Consider the following 21,972-nt stretch of genomic DNA (forward strand, 5'->3'; position numbering starts at 1 on the left):
AGTGAGCCAATCGCCCAGAGCTGACATTCCACGCGACATGCTTCCGATGTCAGATGAAATCACCGCAAGATGCAGCTACGGTAAGTGCCTTTGTGACTGCGACGCGTAGGCTGAGGTTCGTCCTCAGTCGATGGAGGGGTCGACGTGCCAGGCAGCGTGCGCCCGGAGAAGTACCTCCGTTGGCGGGTCCGGGTCGGTGATCCGGGTGACCGGCGGCACCGACGGTGGCCGCTCGTCCTGCTCGGCTCCGGCCTGACCGAGGTACCGGACGGAGGAACGCGGGCCGGGCGTCGCCGTCGCCCCGCCGGGCCGTGGCACCAGGTCTTCGTCGGCCGGATGGCCGTCACCGCCCGATCGGTGGACCGGCTGCGACGGCTGCTCGACCATCCGGTCTCGCTGGCCCGGGTACGCCGGGTCACCGTCGCGGTGGAGGACTGGCGGATTCCCCAGCGCGGCTGGTCCGGGCGGTTGGGTCCGCTGCCCCACCTGCTCACCTCACGGGTCGGTGCGCCCCACGGTGACCGAGGGCGGATGGTGGTCGAGATCGAGGTCAGATGGTCCGTGCCGCTCCGCTCGATGCTGGTCGCCATCCTGCCGCTGCTCACTCCGGTACGCCCGATGCCGACGCCGGGCGGGCCGGAGGTGACCGCCCAGGACGTGTTCCCCGACTGGCTGGGCGCGGGTCCCCGGCTCGCCGTGACCGCCGGTGAACTGACCACCAGCGACGACATCCGCCCGTACGACATCGTGCTCCGGCCCGACGGCGCCGCGCCGGGTACGGCGGGCGGAACGGCGGATCCCCCGTACCGGGCGGTGTTCCCCGTCGGCCGGCACGGTGCCGCTTCCCGGGGCGGCGACGGTAGCGGTGGCAGTCGTGGCGGCCGGACGTCGGTGCTGGTCGACCTCGAACACGCCGTACCCGTCGGTCGTTACGGACCCTTCGGCCCCGCCACGCCCCGGGCGGAGCTGACCTTTTCCTCCGAACCGGACGGTCGGGACTGGTGGATCGTCGGCCCGGACGGGGCGGGCCGTGGCGGCCGGCTGGACCGACCGTGGCTGACCGAGGAGATCGGCGCGGCGCTGGACGGGATCGGGGTGCTCGACTGCCGCGCGGTTCCGGGGCGGTACCCCGAGGCGGAGGCGACGCTGTTGCTGCACCTCGTACTGGCCGGCGTACTGGTGCACGCGCCGGGCCTGCCGCCGGCCTGTGCGGCGCCGCTGGCCGACGAACTGGTCGAACTGCTCGGCAGGCCGCTCCCCGACCGGCCGGGCGCGTCCTCCGACCGGTACGCGGACCTGGAGTGGGAGGCACGGGCGGTACGCCAGCGTCGCGCCGCCATGCGCGGGCACGGCCGGGAGTTCGTACTGCCCCGGCTGGCGGCGGGCGCCTTCCCGGGGTTCGGGCGGCTGCCCTCGGTCTCCGCGCTGCTGGTCACCCGTCGGTTGGCGTACGTCCTCGACGCGGTCGCGGCGATCGAGGCGCAGAGCTATCCCGAACTGGAGATCGTGCTCTGTCTGCACGGCGTGGGCCTGCCGGCCGACCTGCGTGCCCGGTTGGCGGGTTGCACCCGGCAGTTGGAGATCGTCGAGGTGCCGGCCGGGCAGAGCTTCGGCGAGGCGGTCGGCGCGGCCACCGCCCGGGCCCGGGGCAGCCTGGTGACCAAGTTCGACGACGACGACACGTACGGGCCGGAACACGTCTGGGATCTGGTGCTCGCCCGGCACCACTCCGGCGCGACGCTGGTCGGCAAGCCGGCCGAGTTCGTCTACCTGCAGACCCTGGACACCACGGTCCGGCGGGACGCGGGGGCGCCGGAGAGCTTCGCCCCGGTGGTCGCCGGCGGCACGATGCTGATCGGCCGGGGTGACCTGGAACAGGTCGGTGGTTGGCGGCCGGTGCCCCGGTCGGTAGACAGGGGACTGCTCGACCGGGTCCGGCGGGCCGGCGGGCTGATCTACCGGACCCATCCGCTCGGCTACGTCTACCAGCGACGGTCGGCCGGACACACCTGGGATCCGGGACTGGAGTACTTCCTGCGGGACGCGGGGGCACAGTGGCCCGGCCTGCCCCGGCACCCTGAGTTCGGCACCGGTCCGGCGCCGGCGACCGCGCCGGCCCGGTCCACCGCCGTGTCGGATCGCTCCAGCGCCGTGTCGGATCGCTTCACCGCCGTGTCGGACCGCTCCAGCGCCGCTCCGGCCGGTCCCGTGCCGTCGAGCCGCGGCCCGGCCGGACCCGTGCTGACCCGCGTCGATCCGGTCCGGCCTCCCCGCGTTGATCCGGCCCGGCCTCCCCGGGGCGGCGCCCCGGCGTCCACCGGTGCCGGCGACGAAGGGTCACGGCGTCGGGGCGGCGGCACGCTCGGTCACCGTCGACTACTCTGAAGCTCGGGTGGCCCCCGGCACAGACCGCGTTCCCGCTCGTGACGAGTCTGGTAACCGTTATGTCACAACGTGAACATGGCACGTTTACCCGATGGGCTTAGCCGATGATCCTCGTCACAGTCATTCCGGGGCCGGCCATTACGCTGCGGGGAGGTGACGGTGACCACCGTCGCGCTCAAAGACGTCACGAAGGTGTTCCCGGATGGGACTGTGGCAGTCGACAAGGTGAGTCTCGACGTCAACGACGGCGAGTTCATGGTGCTGCTCGGCCCCTCGGGCTGCGGAAAGTCCACGGTGCTCCGGATGGTTGCCGGCCTGGAGGACCCCACCAGTGGCGCCGTGCTGCTCGACGGCGAGCTCGCCAACGACCTGCCGCCGCGGGAGCGCGGGATCGCGATGGTGTTCCAGGATTTCGCGTTGTATCCGCACATGTCTGTTGGGTCCAATATTGCCTTTCCGCTCCGGTTGTCGGGAGTGGAGGAGGGTCCGCGCGGCGAACGGGTCGCCGACGTGGCCAGCGCGCTGGGCATCGGCGACGTACTCGGACGCAAGCCCAGCCAGCTCTCCGGCGGGCAGCGGCAGCGGGTGGCGATGGGCCGGGCCATCGTCCGGCGACCCGGGCTCTTCCTGATGGACGAGCCGCTGTCGAACCTGGACAGCGGACTGCGGGCGGAGCTGCGCGCCGAGATCTCCGGACTGGTCCGCGAACTCGGCGTGAGCACGGTCTACGTCACCCACGACCAGGCCGAGGCGCTGACCATGGCCGACCGGGTGGCGATCATGCGTAAGGGCGTACTCCAGGATGTCGGCACGCCGACCCAGGTCTACGGCCGCCCGGCGACGCTGTACGTCGCCGCGTTCCTGGGCAGCCCCCGGATGAACCTGCTGGAGGCGACGGTCTACGTGCACCTGGACCGGTACGTCACGCTCAACCTCGGTGAGCAGGCGCTCTACCTGCCCTGGGACGACATCCGGGCGCGTGCGGTGGCGCACTACCACGGCGAGCGGATCGTGGTCGGGATGCGCGCGGAGGCGCTGACCCCGGTGGCGCCGGACACCCCGGGCGACGTACTGCAGGGGCGGATCCGCTATCTGGAGCATCACGGACACGAGTCACTGGCGTTCCTCGACATCGGTGCGACCGCGATCGTCGTCGACGAACTCGGCGGCCCCGCGACCGAGGAGCGGACCGCTGGCGCGGGCCGGGGGCTGCGCCGGCTGGGACAGGTGATGCAGCGGCTGACCGGCCGGGCGACCGGTGGCGCGGGGCAACCGGCGGCCGAGGCCCAGAGCGGGCGTACCAGCGTGCTGAACGATCCGGGCCGGCACCACCGGCGTCCGGCCGAACTGGCGGTACGGCTCGCCCCGTACCCGGCCGTGACGACGGGCCATCCGATGGCGGTCTCGGTGCGGATGGACGCGGTGCACTTCTTCGACGAGCGCGGGGATCGGATCGACGTCGGATGGCGCTGACCGCCGTTGTCGGTCCGGCGGCTCGGCGGCGCGTTCCGGTGGTGGGCTGAGGCTCGACCGCCTTGCCGGAGAAAGTTACCAGCGAGTAGCGTACGGCCATGTCTCCCGACGTGCGGCAGATCGCCGCTGGCCTGCTCGGCTCGGTACCGTTCGCCCGGACCCTCGGCTTCGAACTCGTCGAGGTGACCCCGGACGAGACCGGCGGGGTACGCGCCGTCGTCCGGCTGCCCGACTCGCCTCCGACGTACAACCATGTCGGTGGCCCGCACGCCGGTGCGCTGTTCACGCTCGGCGAGACCGCCTCCGGGGCGGTCGTACTCGGCACGTTCGGGCAGCTCTTCGACCGTGCGGTGCCGCTGGCGGCGCAGGCCGAGATCCGTTACCGGCGACTGGCGATGGGTGCGGTGCGGGCGACCGCCCGGTTGGGGCGCCCGGCCGGCGAGGTGCTCGCCGAGTTCGAGGCCGGCAGCCGGCCGGAGTTCCCGGTGTCGGTCGAGATCGGCACCGAGGACGGCGAGGTGACCACCGAGATGACGGTGCGCTGGACGCTGAAGCGACGGTAGCCGGGGACCCGTCCGGCCACCGTCGTTCCGGCGCCTGCCGGACGGGTGCCTGCCGGACGGGTGCCTGCCGGACGGGTGCCTGCCGGACGGGTGCCTGCCGGACGGGTGCCGAGTCGTTCCGGCGCCTGTCCGGCAGGCGACCCCGGGGTCGGGTACGGGTTTCCCTGAACCGTCCCTGAGTTCCGTCGGCCGGCATGGACGCCGCTCCGATAAGAAGGCAGCCTACATGTAGCTGTCGGAGCTATCGGGGAGGTACCGGAATGGCCGGCGAGGGATCGCGGCGCTGGACGAAAGTGCTGGTCGGAGTGCTGTCCGTGGTGCTGCTGCTGTGCGGGGCAGGTGTCGGGCTGGGCACCTGGGCGTGGACCGGCACCGTCGTGGACACCACCGGAAAGGTCGACTTCGTCCGCCCGCTCGCCGTACCGCCACTGGCGGAGTCCAGGATCGACGCCCAGGGGCGCCGGGTCTTCGACCTACGCGCACAGGCCGGCGAGCGCGACTTCGACCAGGGTGGCCGGACCCGTACCTGGGGCTACAACGGCGAGTACCTGGGCCCGACGCTGCGGGCGAAGCGCGGCGAAGAGGTGCTGGTGAACGTAATCAACGGGCTCGACCGAGCGACCAGCGTGCACTGGCACGGCATGCACCTGCCGGCGGTGATGGACGGCGGTCCGCACCAGATGGTCCGGCCCGGCGCCACCTGGTCGCCGCACTGGACCGTCAACCAGCCGGCCGCCACCCTCTGGTACCACCCGCATCCGCACGGCGAGACCGAACAGCACGTCTACCGGGGACTCGCCGGAATGTTCATCCTGGACGACGAGCCGACGGCGGCGCTGGCGCTACCCCGGCGGTACGGCGTCGACGACATCCCGGTGATCGTCCAGGACCGCGGGTTCGAATCCGACGGGCAGTTCGACGACGGCCGGAGCCTGCTCGGCGGGGTCGGCATCCTCGGCGACACGCTGCTGGTCAACGGCACCGTCGGGCCGTACCTCGACGTCACCACGGAACGGGTCCGGCTGCGCCTGCTCAACGGCTCCAACGCCCGGTCGTACGACTTCGGGTTCGCCGACGGCCGCGCCTTCGCGCTGATCGGTACGGACGGCGGGCTGCTCGCCAGCCCCCACCAGACCGGCCGGATCCGGCTCTCTCCGGGCGAGCGGGCCGAGATCGTGGTGACGATGCGGCCGGCGGAGCGGGTCGTGCTGCGCAGCTACCCGCCGGACGAGGGCGTCGACTTCTTCAGCAGCAGGTTCAGTGGTGGGGACGACTCGTTCGACGTGCTGGAACTGCGGGCCGCCGGAAGTCTCGCACCGGCGCCCGAGGTGCCGGCCCGGCTCGTCCCGATCGACCGGTTGGACCCGGCGACGGCGGCCGCGGACCGCCGGTTCGACCTGTCCGGTCGCAAGATCAACGGCGCCGCCATGGACCCGGCGCGGATCGACTTCGCGGTCACCCGGGACACCACCGAGATCTGGGAGATCAGCAAACAGGACGGTACGCCGCACAGCTTCCACGTCCACGACGTGCAGTTCCAGGTGCTCTCGGTGGACGGTCGGGAACCGCCACCCGAGCTGCGGGGCTGGAAGGACACCGTGCTGGTGACGATCAGCCGCCCCATCCGGATCATCGCCCGGTTCGCCGACTACGCCGACCCGAACATCCCGTACATGTTCCACTGCCACCTGCTCTACCACGAGGACCAGGGCATGATGGGCCAGTTCGTGGTGGTCAACCCCGGCCAGTCCCCAGGCCACCCGCCCAGCCACGAGCAGCACGAGCAGCACGGTTAGCACGGTTAGCACGGTTAAGAAGGGTCCCCTCTTATGCAGAAAGCGATAAGAAGGGGCCCTTCCTTACCGGCCCGGCGTGGCCCTGAAGGCGGGAAGTGGTTGGTGCGGATAGGTTGTATGCGTGTTGGGGCTACCCGCGCAGGTGACCGCCTGCCTGTTCGACCTGGACGGTGTGCTGACCCAGACCGCCCGGGTGCACAACGCGGCCTGGGCGGAGACGTTCGACGACCTCCTCCGGCGACGCGCGGCCCGGACCGGTGAGCCGTTCCGGGCGTACGACCCGGGGGACGACTACAACCGGTACGTGGACGGCCGCCCCCGCGCCGACGGGGTACGCACGTTCCTCGCCTCGCGGCAGATCGTCCTGCCCGAGGGGGAGCCCGACGACCCGCCGACCGCCGACACCGTGCACGGGGTGGGCAACCGGAAGAACGTCCTGCTGCTCCAGGTGATCAAGCGGGACGGCGTGCAGGCGTACCAGGGATCGGTGGACTACCTGCACGCCGCGCAGGCGGCCGGACTGCGCCGGGCGGTCGTCTCGGCCAGCGCCAACGCCGCCGACGTGATCGCGGCGGCCGGGTTCGAGCCGATGGTCGAGGTTCGGGTGGACGGCGTGGTGGCCCGGGAGCGGGCGCTGCGCGGCAAGCCCCATCCCGACACCTTCCTGGCCGCCGCCGAGCAACTCGGGGTACGACCCGACCAGGCGGCGGTGTTCGAGGACGCGCTGGCCGGCGTCGCGGCGGGTCGGGCCGGGAAGTTCGGGTTCGTGGTCGGGGTGGACCGGGTCGGCCAGGCCGACGCGTTGCGCGGACACGGCGCCGACGTGGTGGTCCGGGACCTGTCTGAACTGCTCACCGGGTCCGGTGCCGAGCCGGTGGAGCAACCGTGAGTGCGCGGAGCGGGCCGGGTCCGCGAGCCCCGCGGTCACGAACTGAAGGTGAGAACCGATGATCAGGGAACGGGCCTATCCGGTCGAGCCGTGGCACGTCCGGGAGACCCGGCTCGACCTGGACGTGCTGGCCCAGTCGGAGTCGGTGTTCGCGCTCTCCAACGGACACATCGGGCTGCGCGGCAACCTGGACGAGGGCGAGCCGCACGGCCTGCCCGGCACCTACCTGAACTCCTTCTACGAGCTGCGCCCGCTGCCGTACGCCGAGGCCGGGTACGGCTTCCCCGAGTCCGGCCAGACGCTGGTCAACGTCACCAACGGCAAGCCGATCCGACTCCTCGTCGACGACGAGCCGTTCGACGTCCGGTACGGCGAACTGCTCCACCACGAGCGGGTGCTCGACCTGCGGGCCGGCACCCTGCAACGCTCGGTCGAGTGGCGCTCGCCGGCCGGGCGTACGGTGCGGATCTGCAGCACCCGGATGGTGTCGTTCACCCAGCGCTCGATCGCGGCGATCGAGTACCAGGTGGAGCCGGTCGACGGCCCGATGCGGCTGATCGTGCAGTCGGAACTGGTCGCCAACGAGCAGTTGCCGACACAGAGCCGGGATCCCCGGGTGGCGGCCGTGCTGGAGTCACCGTTGCAGGCCGAGGAACGGCTGGTGAACAGCGACGGGGCCCTGCTGGTGCACCGCACCAAGGCGAGCGGGCTGCGGCTGGCGGTCTCGATGAGCCACGAGGTGCACGGGCCGGAGCGCAAGGTGGTGGGCAACGAGGCGTACGAGGACTGGGCCCGGACCACCGTCACCTGCGTACTCAAGCCGGGCGAGCGGCTGCGGGTGGTCAAGTACGTCGCGTACGGCTGGTCGAGCCGGCGCTCCCGGCCGGGGCTGCGAGACCAGGTCGCGGCGGCACTGGCCGGCGCCCGGTTCTCCGGCTGGGAGGGGCTCTGCACCGAGCAGCGCGGCTACCTCGACACCTTCTGGGACGACTCCGACGTGCAGGTGGAGGGCGACCCGGAGGTGCAGCAGGCGGTCCGGTTCGGGCTCTTCCACGTGCTCCAGGCCGGCGCGCGGGCGGAGTTGCGTCCGATCGCGGCCAAGGGCCTGACCGGGCCGGGGTACGACGGCCACGCGTTCTGGGACACCGAGACGTTTGTGCTGCCGGTGCTGACGTACACCCTGCCGTCGGCGGTCGCCTCGGCGCTGCGCTGGCGGCACTCCACGCTGCACCTGGCCCAGGAGCGGGCCAGGACGCTCGGGCTACAGGGCGCCGCCTTTCCGTGGCGGACGATCCGGGGCCAGGAGACCTCCGCGTACTGGCCGGCCGGCACGGCCGGTTTCCACATCGCGGCCGACATCGCCGACGCGGTACGCCGGTACGTGCAGGCGACCGGGGACGAGCAGTTCGAGCGCGAGGCAGGGCTCGAACTGCTTGTGGAAACCGCCCGCCTGTGGCGCTCGCTCGGCCACCACGACCGGCACGGCAAGTTCCACCTGGACGGGGTGACCGGCCCGGACGAGTACACGGCGGTGAAGAACGACAACGTCTACACCAACCTGATGGCCCAGCGGAACCTGCTGGCCGCCGCCGAGGCCGTCAGCCGGCACGGCGAGCAGGCGTACCGGTTGGGCGTCGACGACGAGGAGACCGCCGCCTGGCGGGACGCCGCGAACGACATGCACATCCCGTACGACCCGGACCTCGGGGTGCATCCACAGGTGGAGGGCTTCACCCGGTTCCAGGAGTGGGACTTCGCCGCCACGCCCCCGGAGCAGTACCCGCTGCTGCTCAACTACCCGTACTTCGACCTGTACCGGAAACAGGTGATCAAGCAGGCCGACCTGGTGTTGGCGATGCACTGGCGGGGGGACGCGTTCACCGACGAGGAGAAGGCGGCCAACTTCGCCTACTACGAGCGCCGTACGGTCCGCGACTCGTCGCTGTCGGCGTGCACCCAGGCGGTGTTGGCCGCCGAGGTCGGGCACCTGGAGTTGGCGCACGACTATCTGGGCGAGGCCGCCCTGATGGATCTGCACGACCTCAACCAGAACACCCGGGACGGCGTACACGTCGCCTCGCTGGCCGGCGCCTGGATCGCCCTGGTGGCCGGGTTCGGCGGGCTGCGGGACCACACCGGGACGCTGGCCTTCACACCCCGACTGCCGAGCCGGATCGACCGGCTGGAGTTCTCGCTGCGCTGGCGTGGCGTGCACCTGCGGGTGGACGTGCGGTCGGAGGAGGCGACGTACGTGCTGCGGGACGGTGATCCCGACGACGTCATGGAGTTGCTGCACCACGGTGAGCTGCTGCGGGTCACCTGCGACCATCCGGTGACCCGGCCGGTGCCGCCGATCTACCCGGCCGGTCCACAACCGGCGCAGCCGGCGGGTCGGGCACCGGTGCGGCGGGCTCCGGAGAGCGAGCCGTAGGCCCGGCCGCGCCGGACTTCCTAGAGCAGCGACAGGTGTACGTGGTTCGTGTGGTCGCTGGACGGGTCCCCGTGCGCACCGCCGTACGAACTCCAGCCGGTCGTCGGCATCCAGATCTGCCGGTACCAGATGACGTAGAGCACGCCCAGCCGGTCGGCGTTGCGGACGAAGAAGGCGGCGAGGTTGTTGCCGTAGGTCCGGTCGGGTCCCTTGGCGTTCCCGCCGAACCCGCTGGACTCGGCGGAGAAGTCGCAGGCCCGGCCCTTGGGGTGCTCGTACGGCCCGCCTGAGCGGTAGCACGAGGTGAACCGGGTGAAGCCGACCCGGCGGGCCTCGTCGAACGCGTGCAGCGTGCGCGGGCTGACGCAGCCCGGGGTGGTCGGGTCGGGCAGGCTGCACGCCTGCGGCGGCCAGGAGCCGTCGCTGTTGCGCGGCGCCGACCGGGCGACCGGTGAACTGGCCACCACGAAACCGCCGGTCGAGGCGCCGCCGACCAGGGTCAGTGCCCGTTCGGCCGCCTGCTTCTGCCGCAGCATGATGGTGAGCTGTTTGCGTTCCTCGACGACCTCGGCGTCAAGTGCCAGCTTCGCCCGGGCGGCCCGGTCCCGGGCCTGCCCCAGTCGGCGCAGCGTGTCGTTGTCCCGCAGCGCCACGGCCTCCAGCCCTCGGGCGCGCTCCAGGAAGTCGTCGGCCGAGCCGGCGTGCAGCAGCACCAGCACCGGGCCGATCCGACCGGTCTGGTACGCGTTGCGGGCGACCAGTTCGACCTGCGGCCGCAGTTCGGCGATCCGGTGCTCGACCCGGACGAGTTCGGCGGCCAGCCTCGCCTGCCTGGCCTTGGCGTTCGCCAGCGCGTTCCTGGCCGCCAGATAACCTCGGCCGGTGGATTCGAGCACGTCGCGGAGCAGTGGCGTGTCGCCCTCCTCGCCGAGGGTGGCGGGGTTGAGGGCCGCCGCCGCGCCGGGTCGGGCCGCCGCTCCAGCGAGCGCGCCGACCGTGGCGAGCAGTGCCAGGACCAGCGGTAACCGCCGACGTCTGGATCCCGTCATGCATGTCCCTCCGTCGGCCGCCTACCGGGTTAGCTGACGGGTTCGGGACGGAACAAGCCCCTACCGCGGTCGCGGACTCACCCCACCTACCTGGGTCCCCGGCTCACCCGAAGGTGATTCGGCGGCGGTCGCACCGGCACGGAGGGGACGCCACCGGGCGAAACCGGGGTCAGCCTACCGGACCAACCGGGTCAATGTGGTGAAAGTGGGCGGCCGGGCGTGGAAAATGCGCGCGGATCGGGTCCTGACCGAGTGTTGGAGAAATCGACCGTCAGGACGCGGCAGCACAGAGGCCGGTGCGGTTGCCCCCCACTGCTGGAGGCAGTGAGCTGAGAGACGCGTTGTGGCGAAATCCCAAGCAGCTTGCCAGCGTCCCGCACCGTCTAGCCCTTTGCGACGAGGGCTTTCGCTGCCTCAACGGTTGCCTTTTCGGCTGACTGCTCAGCCTCGACCAGCTTGGCGCAGGCCCGACGGGCCCTTGTGACCTCTCCGGGCACCTCGGGCTGGATCGCCACGCCGAAACTCTTGGGAGACACGTCTAGGAAGAGGGCGATGGCGTCACGAGCGGTGGCCTCAACCTGGTCAAGTCTGCGCGCCTGCGAGAAGACGCCACGCAGGTCGGGAACGCTGATAGCCCACCAGTTGCCGGTGCGGGTGCACTTGACTGCATATTCGAACATCTGGTCCCCTCTACTTCAGGCCAAGACTGCGCAGGATGCTTCGTGCGGTCAGTTCGTTGATCTCCTTGTGACGTGGCACCGTGAACTGTTGCGAGCCGTACCGGTAGACCGTGTGGTTGCCGGTGACCAAACTTGGGTCTGAGATAGGACTGATGGAGTCCTCTTAGCTTTCGGCGAGATGCTTGGCTCGGTTGAGCAGCGAATCCAGTTCGGCGTCGGAGAGGTTTGCCTCGACCAGGGCCTTATGTACGGCGAATGTTTGCACTCTTCCAAGCATCTCCGGTGATACCTCAAGATCCACTGAAGAGTCCAAGACTGCGAAGATGGCGTTCTCGGCCTGGCTGGCGTCGATTTGGTTAGCTACATCTGCGTTATCGGATCGCATCTCGGCGACGAACTGCCTGATCGCGCGGTCGTCACGCTTTCCGTCGAAGTGTAGATCGATTGCGTAGAAGAAGATGGCACTCAGGAAGGGGGCAAATCCGTCCCAACCATCTTCGTTGAGCTGAGCTTCGATTTGGTCGTTTGTCGTGTAGTCATCCCGCACGAATGTGCGGATGTAATCAACTATCTGTGGCCTGATCATCATCTGATCGTTTCCTCTCGCGACGCTTTCTTGTGCTTTGAACAGCCACTCTGGCCGCTAAGGCGATACCCGCAACTGCCAATACGGCATCCGCAATCGGGTGCCCGGACTTAGCTGCTTGTGGAGGCGACGGCGGCGGATGGCTTGGCGTTCCCGTGCTGGCCTGCGCATCTCCTGGACGAACCCGGTCCTTGACAATCGAGATCGCTTCTCTCGCGGTCGCCTCGATCTTTTTCGCGCCTTCCTCGTGATTTGCTGCCGCCTGTGTAGCTTTCGTGTGGTACCTTGCCGCACGCGACTCTTGATCGGCTGCCTCTTTTACAAGGCGCTCGCCAGACGGCATCATGTCTGGAACTTCAACGGCGGAGCCCGGAGCGATGAGGTTGATGTACTTGACGAGGTACTTCTGTGAGTCGTTCAGCAGTCGGACGATCTTCGCTGACTTGTCACTGGCTGTGCGCGCCTCAGCCACCGCCGCACGGATCTCGCGGTGGTTGGTACCTTTGGAGGCTTCTTCGTAGCGAAGGTGGGCCTCGTCGGCCTCGGCCTTCGCGCGAAGGGCTGTCACGACTGCGTTAGCCAGGTTGTCGCGTACGGCGAGCAGTTGAGCGACAACCGCAGCCATGTCGCCGCTCATCCGAGGGCTCGGACGTAGGCGTCCGCGTGCTCGACGGCAGCAGTGAACCGCCGAAGGGTTACTTCGACCTCACGTGCCAGTCCTGCCATCCCCTCAAGCGCTTTCTGTGCATATTCATCCTCGCTGTCGTGAATGGTGACGCGGGCCAGGGTGTCAGCCTCTGCTGCCTCGGAAGCGGCCCGTTCTAGGATTTTCGCGCCGGCCTTAGCGGCGCGGCTGCCCGCGCGGATCGTCGTCTTGACGCCGTCAATGTCCATCGCGGCCCGGCCTGATATCAGCCGAGGATGCCGATGTAGTCGCGCGCGGCCTGTGAGCCGCCTTGCGCAAGGGTGGCGGCCTCACCAAGGCGCTGCTTGCTCTGCTCAGCTCGATTGATCGCCTCGCCGATCTTGGGATGACTGGTGCCGGCAGCGACGGCGCGGAGCCGGCTCAGCATCTGTTCAACGCCGTTCATGGCCGCTCTGATCTGGTTGGTAGCAGTGTTGCCCTGCTCGGCGGCCGGGGCGAGCGCCGCCTTCACTTCCTCGATGCTGGCCATGTGGTCCTCCCCTGAACCCCGGGCGCAGGGCCGAAGACGGTGAACTGCCCAAAGCAGGCAGACTGCCGTCCCCGCGCTTCTGCGTAGTCGGAGGAACACTATCGGAAGTCACTTGTGGACGCAGCCTCGCGGGGACAACCGATCATGGAGCATCACCGCCCCGGGTGGTGCAGTCCAAGGAATCGCTATTGCCCTTGCTTCTCAGTTACGAACACGCCTCGACCAGGGCGGCCGACCAGCACACCACGCTTGCGCAACCTGGCCACTGCCCGGGAAACAGTCGACATAGATACGTCGTAGTGGTCGGCCAGCTCGCTGGTGGACGGGATCTGGGTGCCGGGTGGAAAGACGCCCCGATGGATGCGTTTAACAAGATCCTCGATCAGTTCGCTCATGGTCGGCGGAATGGGCACGGTTCGCCCCTTGCGATCGGTTGGCCTACTCGATATTGATCGTGGTCCTCGAGGCCCGCCGCCTCGATCTCAAATCACTACTCGTCCTGGCCACTGTCCAAGCGCTGTCGACGACTCGCCGCGTACTTCCTGACGTCTGCCGCAGCCCAGATCCGGCCGACGGTCAGCGTGTCCAGGGGAGCCGGGAAGTCGGGCCTGTCGACCAAGACTGCGGCGCGCTGACGGCTGACCCCGAGGTGTTCGGCCACTTCTGCGAGCGCCATGACCTGCATTCGGCGGACCATCCAACCGAAGGGGTTGACAGGTTGCCTACCCCGGGGTTGACTACCTGCCAACGGCTTGCTGAGGCGGCGAGTATGCCCAGTTGAGGTGCGGTGAAACGCCGGGTCGGCGGACTGGGATGGCAGTAGTGGATCTTTGTTCGCTGTCTCTTCCCAGTCGTCCGTAACCAGTCACTGCGGCTACCCCGGTGCCGTACTGCCGATTGAGGCTGCGGTGGCGGGGTGGGGTGGTCCGGCCGGACCCGAAACGGCCGGGCCACCCCTTCCACCGGACATCGCAGGAGACAGGACATCTCAGGAGAAAGGACGTACCGACGTGCGACAACTCCTCCGGCGCATCCTGACCAGAACGAGAGAAAACCGACGCTGGTACGCGGTGGTCGGCGAATACCGCTCCGCGTCGTACCGGCCGACCCGGCCCGCTCAGGTGCGGGGCCGGCAGTTCGCGGTCACACTGGCGTGGGCTGGACCCCGACGAGGTGGCCGCGTTCCTCGACCGGGTCGCCGACGACCTCGGCGGCGTCTACGCCGAGCTGGCCCGAAGCCGGGAGGAGACGGCCCGCATCAAGGACGCGTTGCGTCGATGGCAGTCCAGCCAGGCGAGCATGCGGGAGATGGCGCGGCGATGACGATCGAGGTGTCGCGGTACGTCATCCACCTGCCGATCGTCACGACCGACCTGGTCCGAGCGCGCGTCCTGGCCCGGACCGCCGCTCGGGCGCTGACGTTCCTCTGCGTCGACGCCCAGGAAACCACCGTGTCGGAGGAGCACAACCCCGACGTACGCCATCGGGTCTTCTGCCCCCGGCGGCTGCCCGACGGCCGGCGCTGTGGCCTGCGGATCGACCACGACGTTCCGTGCACCCGACGACGGGTACGGCGGCGGTCGATATGACGGCGCTGGTCTGCCCCGACTGCGTCGGGCTGACCTTCAGCCTCGACGCCTGCCGGTGCACCTGGGGCGGCGACAGGTTCCTCGTCGACGAGCGACGGCAGCCGAGCGGCGAGCCGTACCGGGACTGTCCGCTGTGCCGGGGCGATGGCACGGTTGCCCTGCCCTGCCACCGCTGCGGCCAGCGGGGGGAGGTCCGGGCGCAACTCGTGCTCACCGTGGTCAACGCCGACACCGGCGCGGTCGCGTCGGCCAGCGTCACGGCCGGCGCATTCGCACCACGGCAGCGGCCGGACACGCGCTGGGAACTCGCGCTCACCCCGGTCGTCTCCGAACTCGCCGCCACCGTCGGTGCCACCGTAACCGCACTGTCCGACATCTCCACCGGGTGGCGTCCACTCGGTGACGAGTACGTTCTGCTACCCCGGGAGTGGCGCCCCGACCTGCCCGCCGAGCGCCGGGACGCTCTGGTCGCCGCCGCCCTCACCACGTGCTCCCACAATCCGTGGCGCGTCTTCCACGGCCGTAGCGTCGCCGCGCCGCCACCCGACCTCGACGCCTGGCTCGCCGGGCTCTGCCGGCTCGCCGACCAGCTCTTTCTCGACCTGGTCATCGAGGCCCGGGATTCCGGATACGGTCAGCTGGACTGGGACATCCGCTACGAGGCGCCCGGAGCCGCCGTACCGGCAAGCTCGCGGGTACGCGGCGACGACCTGCCGGCAGCCGTTGCCGCAACCTCGGTCGCCGACGCCTTCGACGGGTTCGAACCGCACGGCCTCGGCGCCCACGCGCACTATCTCCGGGCCGGCGCCAAGCCATCCGACCTCACCGACCTCACCGGCCCCGTCGCCCTCGATCAGGTCGAGCGGCGGGTTGTCCGCGACTGCGACGGTCGGCCCGGCGCACAGGCGATCTGGCGAAACGGCCGCTGGTGGCACACCTCGCTGCGCCCCGGCCGCCTCGTCGAGACTCTGAGCGAGGAATCGACCGGTCAGATCTCCCGCCGGGTCACCACCACCCTGGTACGCGGCTGGGAACCACCCCCGCCGGACTGGCGTGGTGAGCCGATTCCGTACCACGACTGTCCCGACTGCGATCCGGACAGCAGGCTTCGCGCCTGCTACTGCACCCTCGGTGGTAGGCCGGCCGACCCGTCGTGCGACCGCTGTGCCGGGGCCGGCGCGAGCGCCCAGCACCTGTCCTGCCACACCTGTGGCGACAGCCGGCGGGTGTATCACGGCGCGGTCGTCACCGTGACCGACCTCGCCGGTCGGGCAATCCACGAGAACTGGTCCCATCGGCAGCCCGGAAACGCGTGGGTGGACGCACCACTCGTCGCCACCCAGTCAGGTGGCAAACCCGTCGTCCAACTGCCCGGACGGTATCGGCTCGCCCGGTTGGCCCGGCGGCTCGACCAGCACCCGGACGACCTCACCGAACTCGACGGCGGTCACCAACTCGGCCAGGACCTCCGCGACGGCATCGTCACCCTGCACCATCCCGGCGACGACCCGCTCGCCGAACAGATCGCGCTCGCCACCCGTGGCCGCCCCGGCGGCCGGCTGCTGCTGGCCGCCCGGCCCGCTGACGCGCCACCGCTGACCGAACTGATCGGAATAGCCCTTGGCCTGCACCTGGCCATCGCGGTCACCGTGCAGGACCACCGACGCAACGCCGGGAACCCGCTGCGGGTGCACGACGAGAGGTGGGATGTGGAGATCATCGCCGCAGAACCCAGCAGCCCTGTTCACCGACCGGCCGCTGCACCGGAGCCTGCCGGCGGCGGTCGCGGCGTGTCTGACGTACCTCGAGGTGGCCCTTGCCGCGACCGTGCCCGACGATCCGCACCAGCCGATCCCGGTACCGCAGACCCTACGGCGACGCCCGGTCGACGACCCGGGTCGGCTTCTCGCGCGGCTCGGGCATCACCACCCCGGCAAGCCGGTCACCGTACGCTTCGACCGCGCCGGCTGCACCGTCCACGTGCACGAGTACGGCAACACCCACGTCCTGGCCAAGGCGGCCACCCTGGCGGCGGCGGTCAGCGCGCTCGGGCTGCCCGTGACGGACCACCCTCGCTGACCAGCACCCACCTCGTCGACGACCTACCGGTCGTGCGTGTCGTCGTCGGTGTACCGCTCGCCGCTGGAGGGCAGTCCGGTCGGATCGCGCGGCGGTATCAGGCGTGGGTCGTCGAGTGTCCTCGCCTTGGCCGCCTCGTCCGTCCACTTGCTCAGATCAGGGGTCTGCTGCTTCCCGGCCTCGGCGGTGCTGGGCGGGGCAGACTTCGACTTGCCGGATTTCTGGCGGCCCATAACATCCCCCACGTTCGTTTGCCGGTCGGCGCGACGGCCATCCGGTGGCTGGTCGGGTGTCCGAGTGGCCTTCCCCGGCCACACACCAGCAAACCCGTCCCGCTGCCCGTCCGCCGACCAGCCATCGGACGGCGTCGGGGTTAGGGCCGCCAGCGCCGGGTAGGGCCAAGAACGCAGACCACGGATCAAGCCCTTTGACTGGGCAGATCTTGACAAGTTGTCGTCGTTCGCGACAACAACTCGTCAAGATCCACGCTATTCGCCTTCGTAGCCGGGTGGGCGGTCCGGCACCCCGCTGCGCGGATCAAGCGCGGCAGTGACAGGTAGGGGAGGCAACCGGATGGACAGCCGGACGACCGAGACGACGGTTCCGACCGGAGGCGTCGAACTGACCGGTGACCTGGTCGTACCGGCCGGCGCGCGCGGGATCGTGCTGTTCGCACACGGCAGCGGAAGTTCCCGGCACAGCCCTCGCAACCGGCTGGTCGCCGACGCGCTGAACCGGGCGGGCCTGGCCACCCTGCTGGTGGACCTGCTGACCCGGGAGGAGGAGGCGGTTGACGACCAGACCGGCGAGCTGAGGTTCGACATCGGTCTGCTCACCGGTCGGCTCGTCGGCATCGTCGACTGGCTGGGCAGCGGCGCCCCGGCCGGGCCACTGCCGATCGGACTGTTCGGCGCCAGCACCGGCGCCGCCGCCGCGCTGGCCGCCGCCGCGTCCCGGCCGGACCAGGTGTACGCGGTCGTCTCCCGGGGCGGGCGCCCGGACCTGGCCGGTCCGGACCTGCCCGGGGTACGGGCCAGCACGCTGCTGCTGGTCGGCGGGCGCGACGACGAGGTACTCCGGCTCAACGACGAGGCGCTAGCCGAGTTGACCGGCACGGCGCGGCTGCGGGTCGTACCCGGCGCCACCCACCTGTTCGAAGAGCCCGGCACCCTGGAGCAGGTGGCCCGGGAGGCGGCGGAGTGGTTCGTCGCCCACCTGCCCGGCCCACCGCCCGAGGTGGCCGACAGACCGGCCTACCACGCGAGGTAGCCGACAATCCGGCCCACCGCCCGAGGTGGCCGACAAAGGGATGCGGGCGGGTTCCATACTGGAAGGTATGACGGACCCATCGGACGCCAGCACCACGGACCTCGGTTACCTGAGCGGTGGCCCGTGGGCCGCTGTCCGGGCCGCCCTGGTCAAGCTGCACGTCCGGGGTCTGGTGGTCGCCGACCGTCCCGGTGGGCTCCGCCGGACCGGTGCCCTACCGGCCGGTGTGGAGCCGCTGGAACGGGCCCTGTTCGGTGCTCTCTACGGCTCGATGGCGCCCCGCGAGGTCGCCAACCAGCAGCGTGTCCGGCGGGCCCTGGCCGAGCAGCGCGAGGATCTGATCGGGCTCGGCCTGCTCCGCCCGTCCTGGCACCGGGTCCTGCTTCCGGCGATGCTGGTGCTCGTACCGCCGACCCTGGTCGGCCGGCTGGTCGCCGGTGACCTGGTCGGCATCGGCACCGGCCTGGTCATGGTGCTGGCGTTCGGCGGAATCGCCAGTTGGTTCCTGCCCCGGCGGACCGTGAGCGGTGCCCGGCTGCTCCGTGCCGCCCGGCGCCGGCATCCGTTTCCCGTGGGCGGCGAACCGAAGCTCGATCCGGGACTGGCGGCGGCGTTGTACGGCGCGGAGGGGATGTTGACGACGGTGCCGCAGCTCGCCAGGGAGGGCGGTCTGCTCGGTGGCGGCCGCTGGTCGCGCTTCCTCGGCGACTCGCCGCTGGACGGCTCCTCGGTGCCGGCGGGCGCGGCCACGGGCGGATTCTGACCGCGTCAGCCGATCCTGGGTGCCGGCTGGTCCACGAGGTCGGACCGGCCCGGCAACGGCCGGGGTCCCGCCGGTTCGGCCGGCAGCACCGGAAAGCCGTCCGAGCGGAAACTCAGCTCGTCGGAGGTGACGATGCCGACCTCGTAGCCCGGCAGGTCGGCCAGCCACCGCAGCCCGGCCTGCCCCATCGCCACCCCGGCGGTGGCGTACGCGTCCGCCCGGCCGAGATCCTTTCCGACCACGGTCACCGAGGTCAGCCCGGTGGCCGGCTCGCCCCGGTACGGGTCGATGACGTGGAATCCCCGCTCGTAGGTGCCCGAGGTCGCGATCGCGAAGTCGGTGCTGCCCAGCACCCAGCAGACCTTGTCCGGCTGCCACGGGTGCCGGACCCCGATCCGCCACGGCTCGCCGGGGCGGGGACCGCCGTGGGCCCGGATGTCCCCACCGGCGTTGATCCAGTGCGAGCGGCAGCCGGCGGCGAGCAGCCGGTCCGAGGCCACCTGCACCGACCAGCCCTTCACGAAACCGGACGGGTCGAACCGCCCGGTCGCGTACGCGTCGAAGTAGCCGTCGGTGTCCCGCCACAGGTCGGCACAGGCCTCGACGACCAGCCGCAGGTCGGCTGAGCAGTCCGCCAGGGCGAGTTCACCCCGGTCGAACCGGTTGACCTCGCTGTCCTCCTTGTAGGTGCTGAACCGCTGGTCCACCTCGCGGAGCCAGTCGAAGACCTCCTCGGCCAACTCCTCCAGCCGGCGTGCCGGCAGCGGGTCGGTGAGCTGCACGCTGATCGGCGTTCCCATGATCTGCTCGACCCGGCGCAGCCCTGCGGCACCCATCGGCTCAGGCCTTCGCCTTGTCGAGCGCCGACTGCAACGACGCCTTGTACGCGGCGCTGGTCAGGCTCGCCCCGGAGACCGTGGTTATCTTGGCGGCGCTCTGCGCGGCGAGCACCTGCTGACGCAGCTTCGGGATGGCGTTCTCGTTGACCCCGGCACTGGTCGGGTCCTCGTCCGGGTAGGTGGCGTCCACGTCGGACACCTTGCCGCCCTTGACGGTGATGGTGACCTTGATGGTGCCGTAGTCGTACTTGGCGCCGGCTCCGGCGAAGGTGCCGTCGCGCAGCCCGCTCGCCGGAGGCTTGGCCGCGACGTCCTTCTTCGGCGGCGCGGTGGTCTTCTTTCCGGTCGGGGCCTTCGCGCCCGCCGTGGGGGTGGCGGCGTCGGCGGGCTCCTCCAGCGCGACCTGGGTGCCGGAACCTGGGGTCGGGGTGCCGAGCTTGGCGCCGATCAGCAGGGCGGTGCCGATGGCGGTGCCGAGGACGGCGAACGCGGCGCGACGCACGGGGTCTACCTCCGTTGGGGGTGGAGCGGAAGGATCAGAATTCGAACGGGTCGAGGTGCATCTGTCGGCGCGGCACCCGGAGCTTGCGCATGGTGCGCATCGACACGTCCACCAGTCCGGGTGGTCCACAGAGGTAGATGTCCCGCCGGCGTACGTCCGGGACGAGTTCCCGCATGCCCTTGGCGGTGAACAGGTGTCGGGGCGCCGGGTCCTCCCGGGATCCGATGACGTACCAGACCTGGGCGTTGCGGGCCCGGGCCAGCCAGTCCAACTCGTCGCGGAACAGCAGCTCGTCCTCGCTGCGGGATCGGTAGATCACCACGGTGTGCTCGGGCAGGTCCTCCAGCAGGGCCCGGATCGGTGCGATGCCGCTGCCGCCGGCGATGAGCAGGGCCCGGGGCCGGATCGCCCGGTCGGCGGTGAACACCCCGGAGGGTCCCTCGGCGAAGATCCGGGTGCCGGGCTCCAGGTACTGGAGGGACTCGGTGTGGTCGCCGACCACCTTGACGGTCAACCGCAGCCACTGCTCGTTCGGCGCCGCCGAGAGCGAGAACGGGTGCGCCTGCCACCAGCCGCCCTTGGTCAGGAACCGCCAGCGGAAGTACTGCCCCGCCCGGGCGTCGAGCTCGTCGAGCCGGTTCCCCGAGATGTAGATCGACACCATGTCGGGTGCCTCCGGGACGACGTCCTCCACCCGCAGCCGGTGCCGGACGTTGAACGCGATCGGGGCGATGATCCGTCCCCAGAGGACGCAGGCGATGACGAAGAAGTAGAGCCCGGCCCAGAAGTACCGGCCGAAGCCGGGCTTGGACAGCTCCTGCCCGGTGGCGAACTGGTGGCCGTAGCCGAACAGCAGCACGAGGTAGGTGCTCAGGTGCAGGTAGTACCACAGCTCGTAGTTCATCATCCGGCGGATCGCCCGGATGGCGAGCAGGGCGATCCCGATCAGGATGCCGGTGGCCAGCGCCGCGCTGAGCATGTCCTCGTAGGTGTTCAGCAGCCGCCAGGTGCCGGCCACCACCGGCTCGTTGGTGAGCTTGCTGTAGCCGACCGCGATGAGTCCGGCGTGGGCCAGGATGGCGAGGAGCAGGAAGGCACCCAGTTCCCGGTGCCAGATGAGCAGCGAGTGTGCCCCGATCCAGCGCTCCAGCCAGCGCACCCGGCTCATCAGCAGCACCTGGGCGAGCAGCAGGAAGCCGCCGACCATGCCGGTGAGCCGGCCACCGGCGATCAGGATGTCGGCGGTGGTGTTGATCGACCCGGACGGGGTGTTCAACCACCACAGCTCGACGCTGGTGGCCAGCGCCGACCAGAAGACGATGTGGAAGAAGAGCCGGCCGCTGCGGTCGTACGGCTCGACCTCCGCGGTTTCCCGGTGGCGGGCGGCGTCCAGACCCCCGCCGGGCCCGGGACGGTGGTCCGGGGCGTCCTGGGCGTAGGAACGCGGCTCGCGGCTCCGCGTCGTCGTCGACCATCCGCCGTCCGAGCGGGGTGGTTCGGGCGGCGGATAGGGCGCGAACTCGGGGTCGCGGCTCCGTCCTCCCGCCGGCCGGTCGTAGGGATCTTCGGACGACACCTTTGGCAGCAGACCGGTCACCCACTCGGTGAGCGGCTCCGCCGTATCGACATCCCGACGACGAGTCACGGACAAGGTGTACAGGTTTACCGCGCGGGAAACCAGTCCGAGTGCCCCGCTTAGTTGAGTCTTAAGAATCGCTTCGCAGTGGGCTAAGGAAGCCGGGCGTGGCGATTGGGGAAACCAGACCGCGACGGCTGGAAAATCGGGGTCCGCGACGGCGGGGAAATTCGGGGCCGCGCGGTGCCGGCCGGGCCTGCGCCCGGTCGGTCACCACGCCCCCCGTTGACCTGGCGGCCCGCCGGGGGGCGGGCCGCCAGGTCAACGG

Annotated in this window: 21 protein-coding genes, 1 pseudogene and 1 riboswitch; of the genes and pseudogenes, 11 read left to right on the plus strand and 11 right to left on the minus strand. The window is 70.4% G+C overall.

Going from position 1 to position 21,972, the window contains the following annotated elements; genetic code table 11:
- Positions 1–144: 144 nt before the first annotated feature.
- The 6 genes from I0C86_RS14700 to I0C86_RS14725 all read left to right on the plus strand — a co-directional run bounded on the left by I0C86_RS14700 (position 145) and on the right by I0C86_RS14725 (position 9,537).
- Positions 145–2,385, plus strand: a complete 2,241-nt coding sequence (locus I0C86_RS14700; RefSeq protein WP_196201775.1) for a glycosyltransferase — start codon at positions 145–147, stop codon at positions 2,383–2,385.
- A 159-nt stretch (positions 2,386–2,544) separates the two neighbouring features.
- Positions 2,545–3,858, plus strand: a complete 1,314-nt coding sequence (locus I0C86_RS14705; protein ID WP_196201794.1) for an ABC transporter ATP-binding protein — start codon at positions 2,545–2,547, stop codon at positions 3,856–3,858.
- 98 nt (positions 3,859–3,956) lie between these two features.
- The gene (locus tag I0C86_RS14710; protein ID WP_196201776.1) at positions 3,957–4,421 is read left to right on the plus strand and encodes a DUF4442 domain-containing protein; all 465 of its coding nucleotides are present in this window, start codon (positions 3,957–3,959) and stop codon (positions 4,419–4,421) included.
- A 260-nt stretch (positions 4,422–4,681) separates the two neighbouring features.
- Positions 4,682–6,217, plus strand: a complete 1,536-nt coding sequence (locus tag I0C86_RS14715; RefSeq protein ID WP_196201777.1) for a multicopper oxidase family protein — start codon at positions 4,682–4,684, stop codon at positions 6,215–6,217.
- 121 nt (positions 6,218–6,338) lie between these two features.
- Entirely contained in the window at positions 6,339–7,106 is a 768-nt protein-coding gene (locus I0C86_RS14720) for a beta-phosphoglucomutase family hydrolase (protein WP_196201778.1), read from the plus strand.
- Between the two features lie 58 nt (positions 7,107–7,164).
- Positions 7,165–9,537 carry a glycoside hydrolase family 65 protein gene (locus I0C86_RS14725; RefSeq protein WP_196201779.1) on the plus strand — a complete coding sequence of 791 codons (2,373 nt, stop codon included), beginning with the start codon at positions 7,165–7,167 and terminating at the stop codon, positions 9,535–9,537.
- 20 nt (positions 9,538–9,557) lie between these two features.
- Here I0C86_RS14725 and I0C86_RS14730 read toward each other — a convergent pair whose 3' ends face one another.
- The 8 genes from I0C86_RS14730 to I0C86_RS14765 all read right to left on the minus strand — a co-directional run bounded on the left by I0C86_RS14730 (position 9,558) and on the right by I0C86_RS14765 (position 13,703).
- Positions 9,558–10,586, minus strand: a complete 1,029-nt coding sequence (locus tag I0C86_RS14730; RefSeq protein WP_196201780.1) for a coiled-coil domain-containing protein — start codon at positions 10,584–10,586, stop codon at positions 9,558–9,560.
- A gap of 3 nt (positions 10,587–10,589) precedes the next feature.
- Positions 10,590–10,720, minus strand: a riboswitch (cyclic di-AMP (ydaO/yuaA leader).
- A gap of 249 nt (positions 10,721–10,969) precedes the next feature.
- Entirely contained in the window at positions 10,970–11,266 is a 297-nt protein-coding gene (locus I0C86_RS14735) for a type II toxin-antitoxin system HicB family antitoxin (RefSeq protein WP_196201781.1), read from the minus strand.
- Positions 11,267–11,429: 163 nt separating this feature from the next.
- A complete protein-coding gene (locus I0C86_RS14740) occupies positions 11,430–11,855 on the minus strand; it encodes a hypothetical protein (protein WP_196201782.1) in 426 nt (141 codons plus the stop codon).
- Positions 11,830–12,489: a hypothetical protein gene (locus tag I0C86_RS14745; RefSeq protein WP_196201783.1), complete on the minus strand. Its 660-nt coding sequence runs from the start codon at positions 12,487–12,489 to the stop codon at positions 11,830–11,832. The genes I0C86_RS14740 and I0C86_RS14745 overlap by 26 nt, the downstream gene beginning before the upstream one ends.
- Entirely contained in the window at positions 12,486–12,746 is a 261-nt protein-coding gene (locus I0C86_RS14750; RefSeq protein WP_196201784.1) for a hypothetical protein, read from the minus strand. Before I0C86_RS14750 ends, I0C86_RS14745 begins: the two co-directional genes overlap by 4 nt.
- A 17-nt stretch (positions 12,747–12,763) precedes the next feature.
- Complete coding sequence (locus I0C86_RS14755; protein WP_196201785.1) at positions 12,764–13,027, minus strand: hypothetical protein; 264 nt, start codon at positions 13,025–13,027, stop codon at positions 12,764–12,766.
- 185 nt (positions 13,028–13,212) lie between these two features.
- Entirely contained in the window at positions 13,213–13,440 is a 228-nt protein-coding gene (locus tag I0C86_RS14760; protein ID WP_196201786.1) for a winged helix-turn-helix domain-containing protein, read from the minus strand.
- Positions 13,441–13,517: 77 nt separating this feature from the next.
- Positions 13,518–13,703 (minus strand): DNA-binding protein, encoded by a 186-nt coding sequence (locus I0C86_RS14765; protein ID WP_196201787.1) that lies wholly within the window; start codon positions 13,701–13,703, stop codon positions 13,518–13,520.
- 334 nt (positions 13,704–14,037) lie between these two features.
- Between I0C86_RS14765 and I0C86_RS14770 the strand changes: the two are divergent.
- The 5 genes and pseudogenes from I0C86_RS14770 to I0C86_RS14790 all read left to right on the plus strand — a co-directional run bounded on the left by I0C86_RS14770 (position 14,038) and on the right by I0C86_RS14790 (position 18,727).
- Positions 14,038–14,350, plus strand: a pseudogene (locus tag I0C86_RS14770) (DivIVA domain-containing protein).
- A complete protein-coding gene (locus tag I0C86_RS14775; protein ID WP_196201788.1) occupies positions 14,347–14,616 on the plus strand; it encodes a hypothetical protein in 270 nt (89 codons plus the stop codon). The pseudogene I0C86_RS14770 and the gene I0C86_RS14775 overlap by 4 nt, the downstream one beginning before the upstream one ends.
- The gene (locus tag I0C86_RS14780; protein ID WP_196201789.1) at positions 14,580–17,072 is read left to right on the plus strand and encodes a hypothetical protein; all 2,493 of its coding nucleotides are present in this window, start codon (positions 14,580–14,582) and stop codon (positions 17,070–17,072) included. Before I0C86_RS14775 ends, I0C86_RS14780 begins: the two co-directional genes overlap by 37 nt.
- A gap of 196 nt (positions 17,073–17,268) precedes the next feature.
- A complete protein-coding gene (locus tag I0C86_RS14785) occupies positions 17,269–17,964 on the plus strand; it encodes a dienelactone hydrolase family protein (protein WP_196201790.1) in 696 nt (231 codons plus the stop codon).
- Positions 17,965–18,031: 67 nt separating this feature from the next.
- Positions 18,032–18,727, plus strand: a complete 696-nt coding sequence (locus I0C86_RS14790; protein WP_196201791.1) for a TIGR04222 domain-containing membrane protein — start codon at positions 18,032–18,034, stop codon at positions 18,725–18,727.
- 5 nt (positions 18,728–18,732) lie between these two features.
- Here I0C86_RS14790 and I0C86_RS14795 read toward each other — a convergent pair whose 3' ends face one another.
- The 3 genes from I0C86_RS14795 to I0C86_RS14805 are packed head-to-tail and all read right to left on the minus strand — an operon-like array spanning position 18,733 to position 21,713.
- Positions 18,733–19,527 (minus strand): FAD:protein FMN transferase, encoded by a 795-nt coding sequence (locus I0C86_RS14795; protein ID WP_196201795.1) that lies wholly within the window; start codon positions 19,525–19,527, stop codon positions 18,733–18,735.
- Positions 19,528–19,567: 40 nt separating this feature from the next.
- Entirely contained in the window at positions 19,568–20,068 is a 501-nt protein-coding gene (locus I0C86_RS14800; RefSeq protein ID WP_196201792.1) for an FMN-binding protein, read from the minus strand.
- 34 nt (positions 20,069–20,102) lie between these two features.
- Positions 20,103–21,713, minus strand: a complete 1,611-nt coding sequence (locus I0C86_RS14805) for a ferredoxin reductase family protein (RefSeq protein WP_323373638.1) — start codon at positions 21,711–21,713, stop codon at positions 20,103–20,105.
- Positions 21,714–21,972: the final 259 nt, after the last annotated feature.

This window comes from Plantactinospora alkalitolerans (genome assembly GCF_015690345.1).
GTDB classification, from domain to species: domain Bacteria; phylum Actinomycetota; class Actinomycetes; order Mycobacteriales; family Micromonosporaceae; genus Plantactinospora; species Plantactinospora alkalitolerans.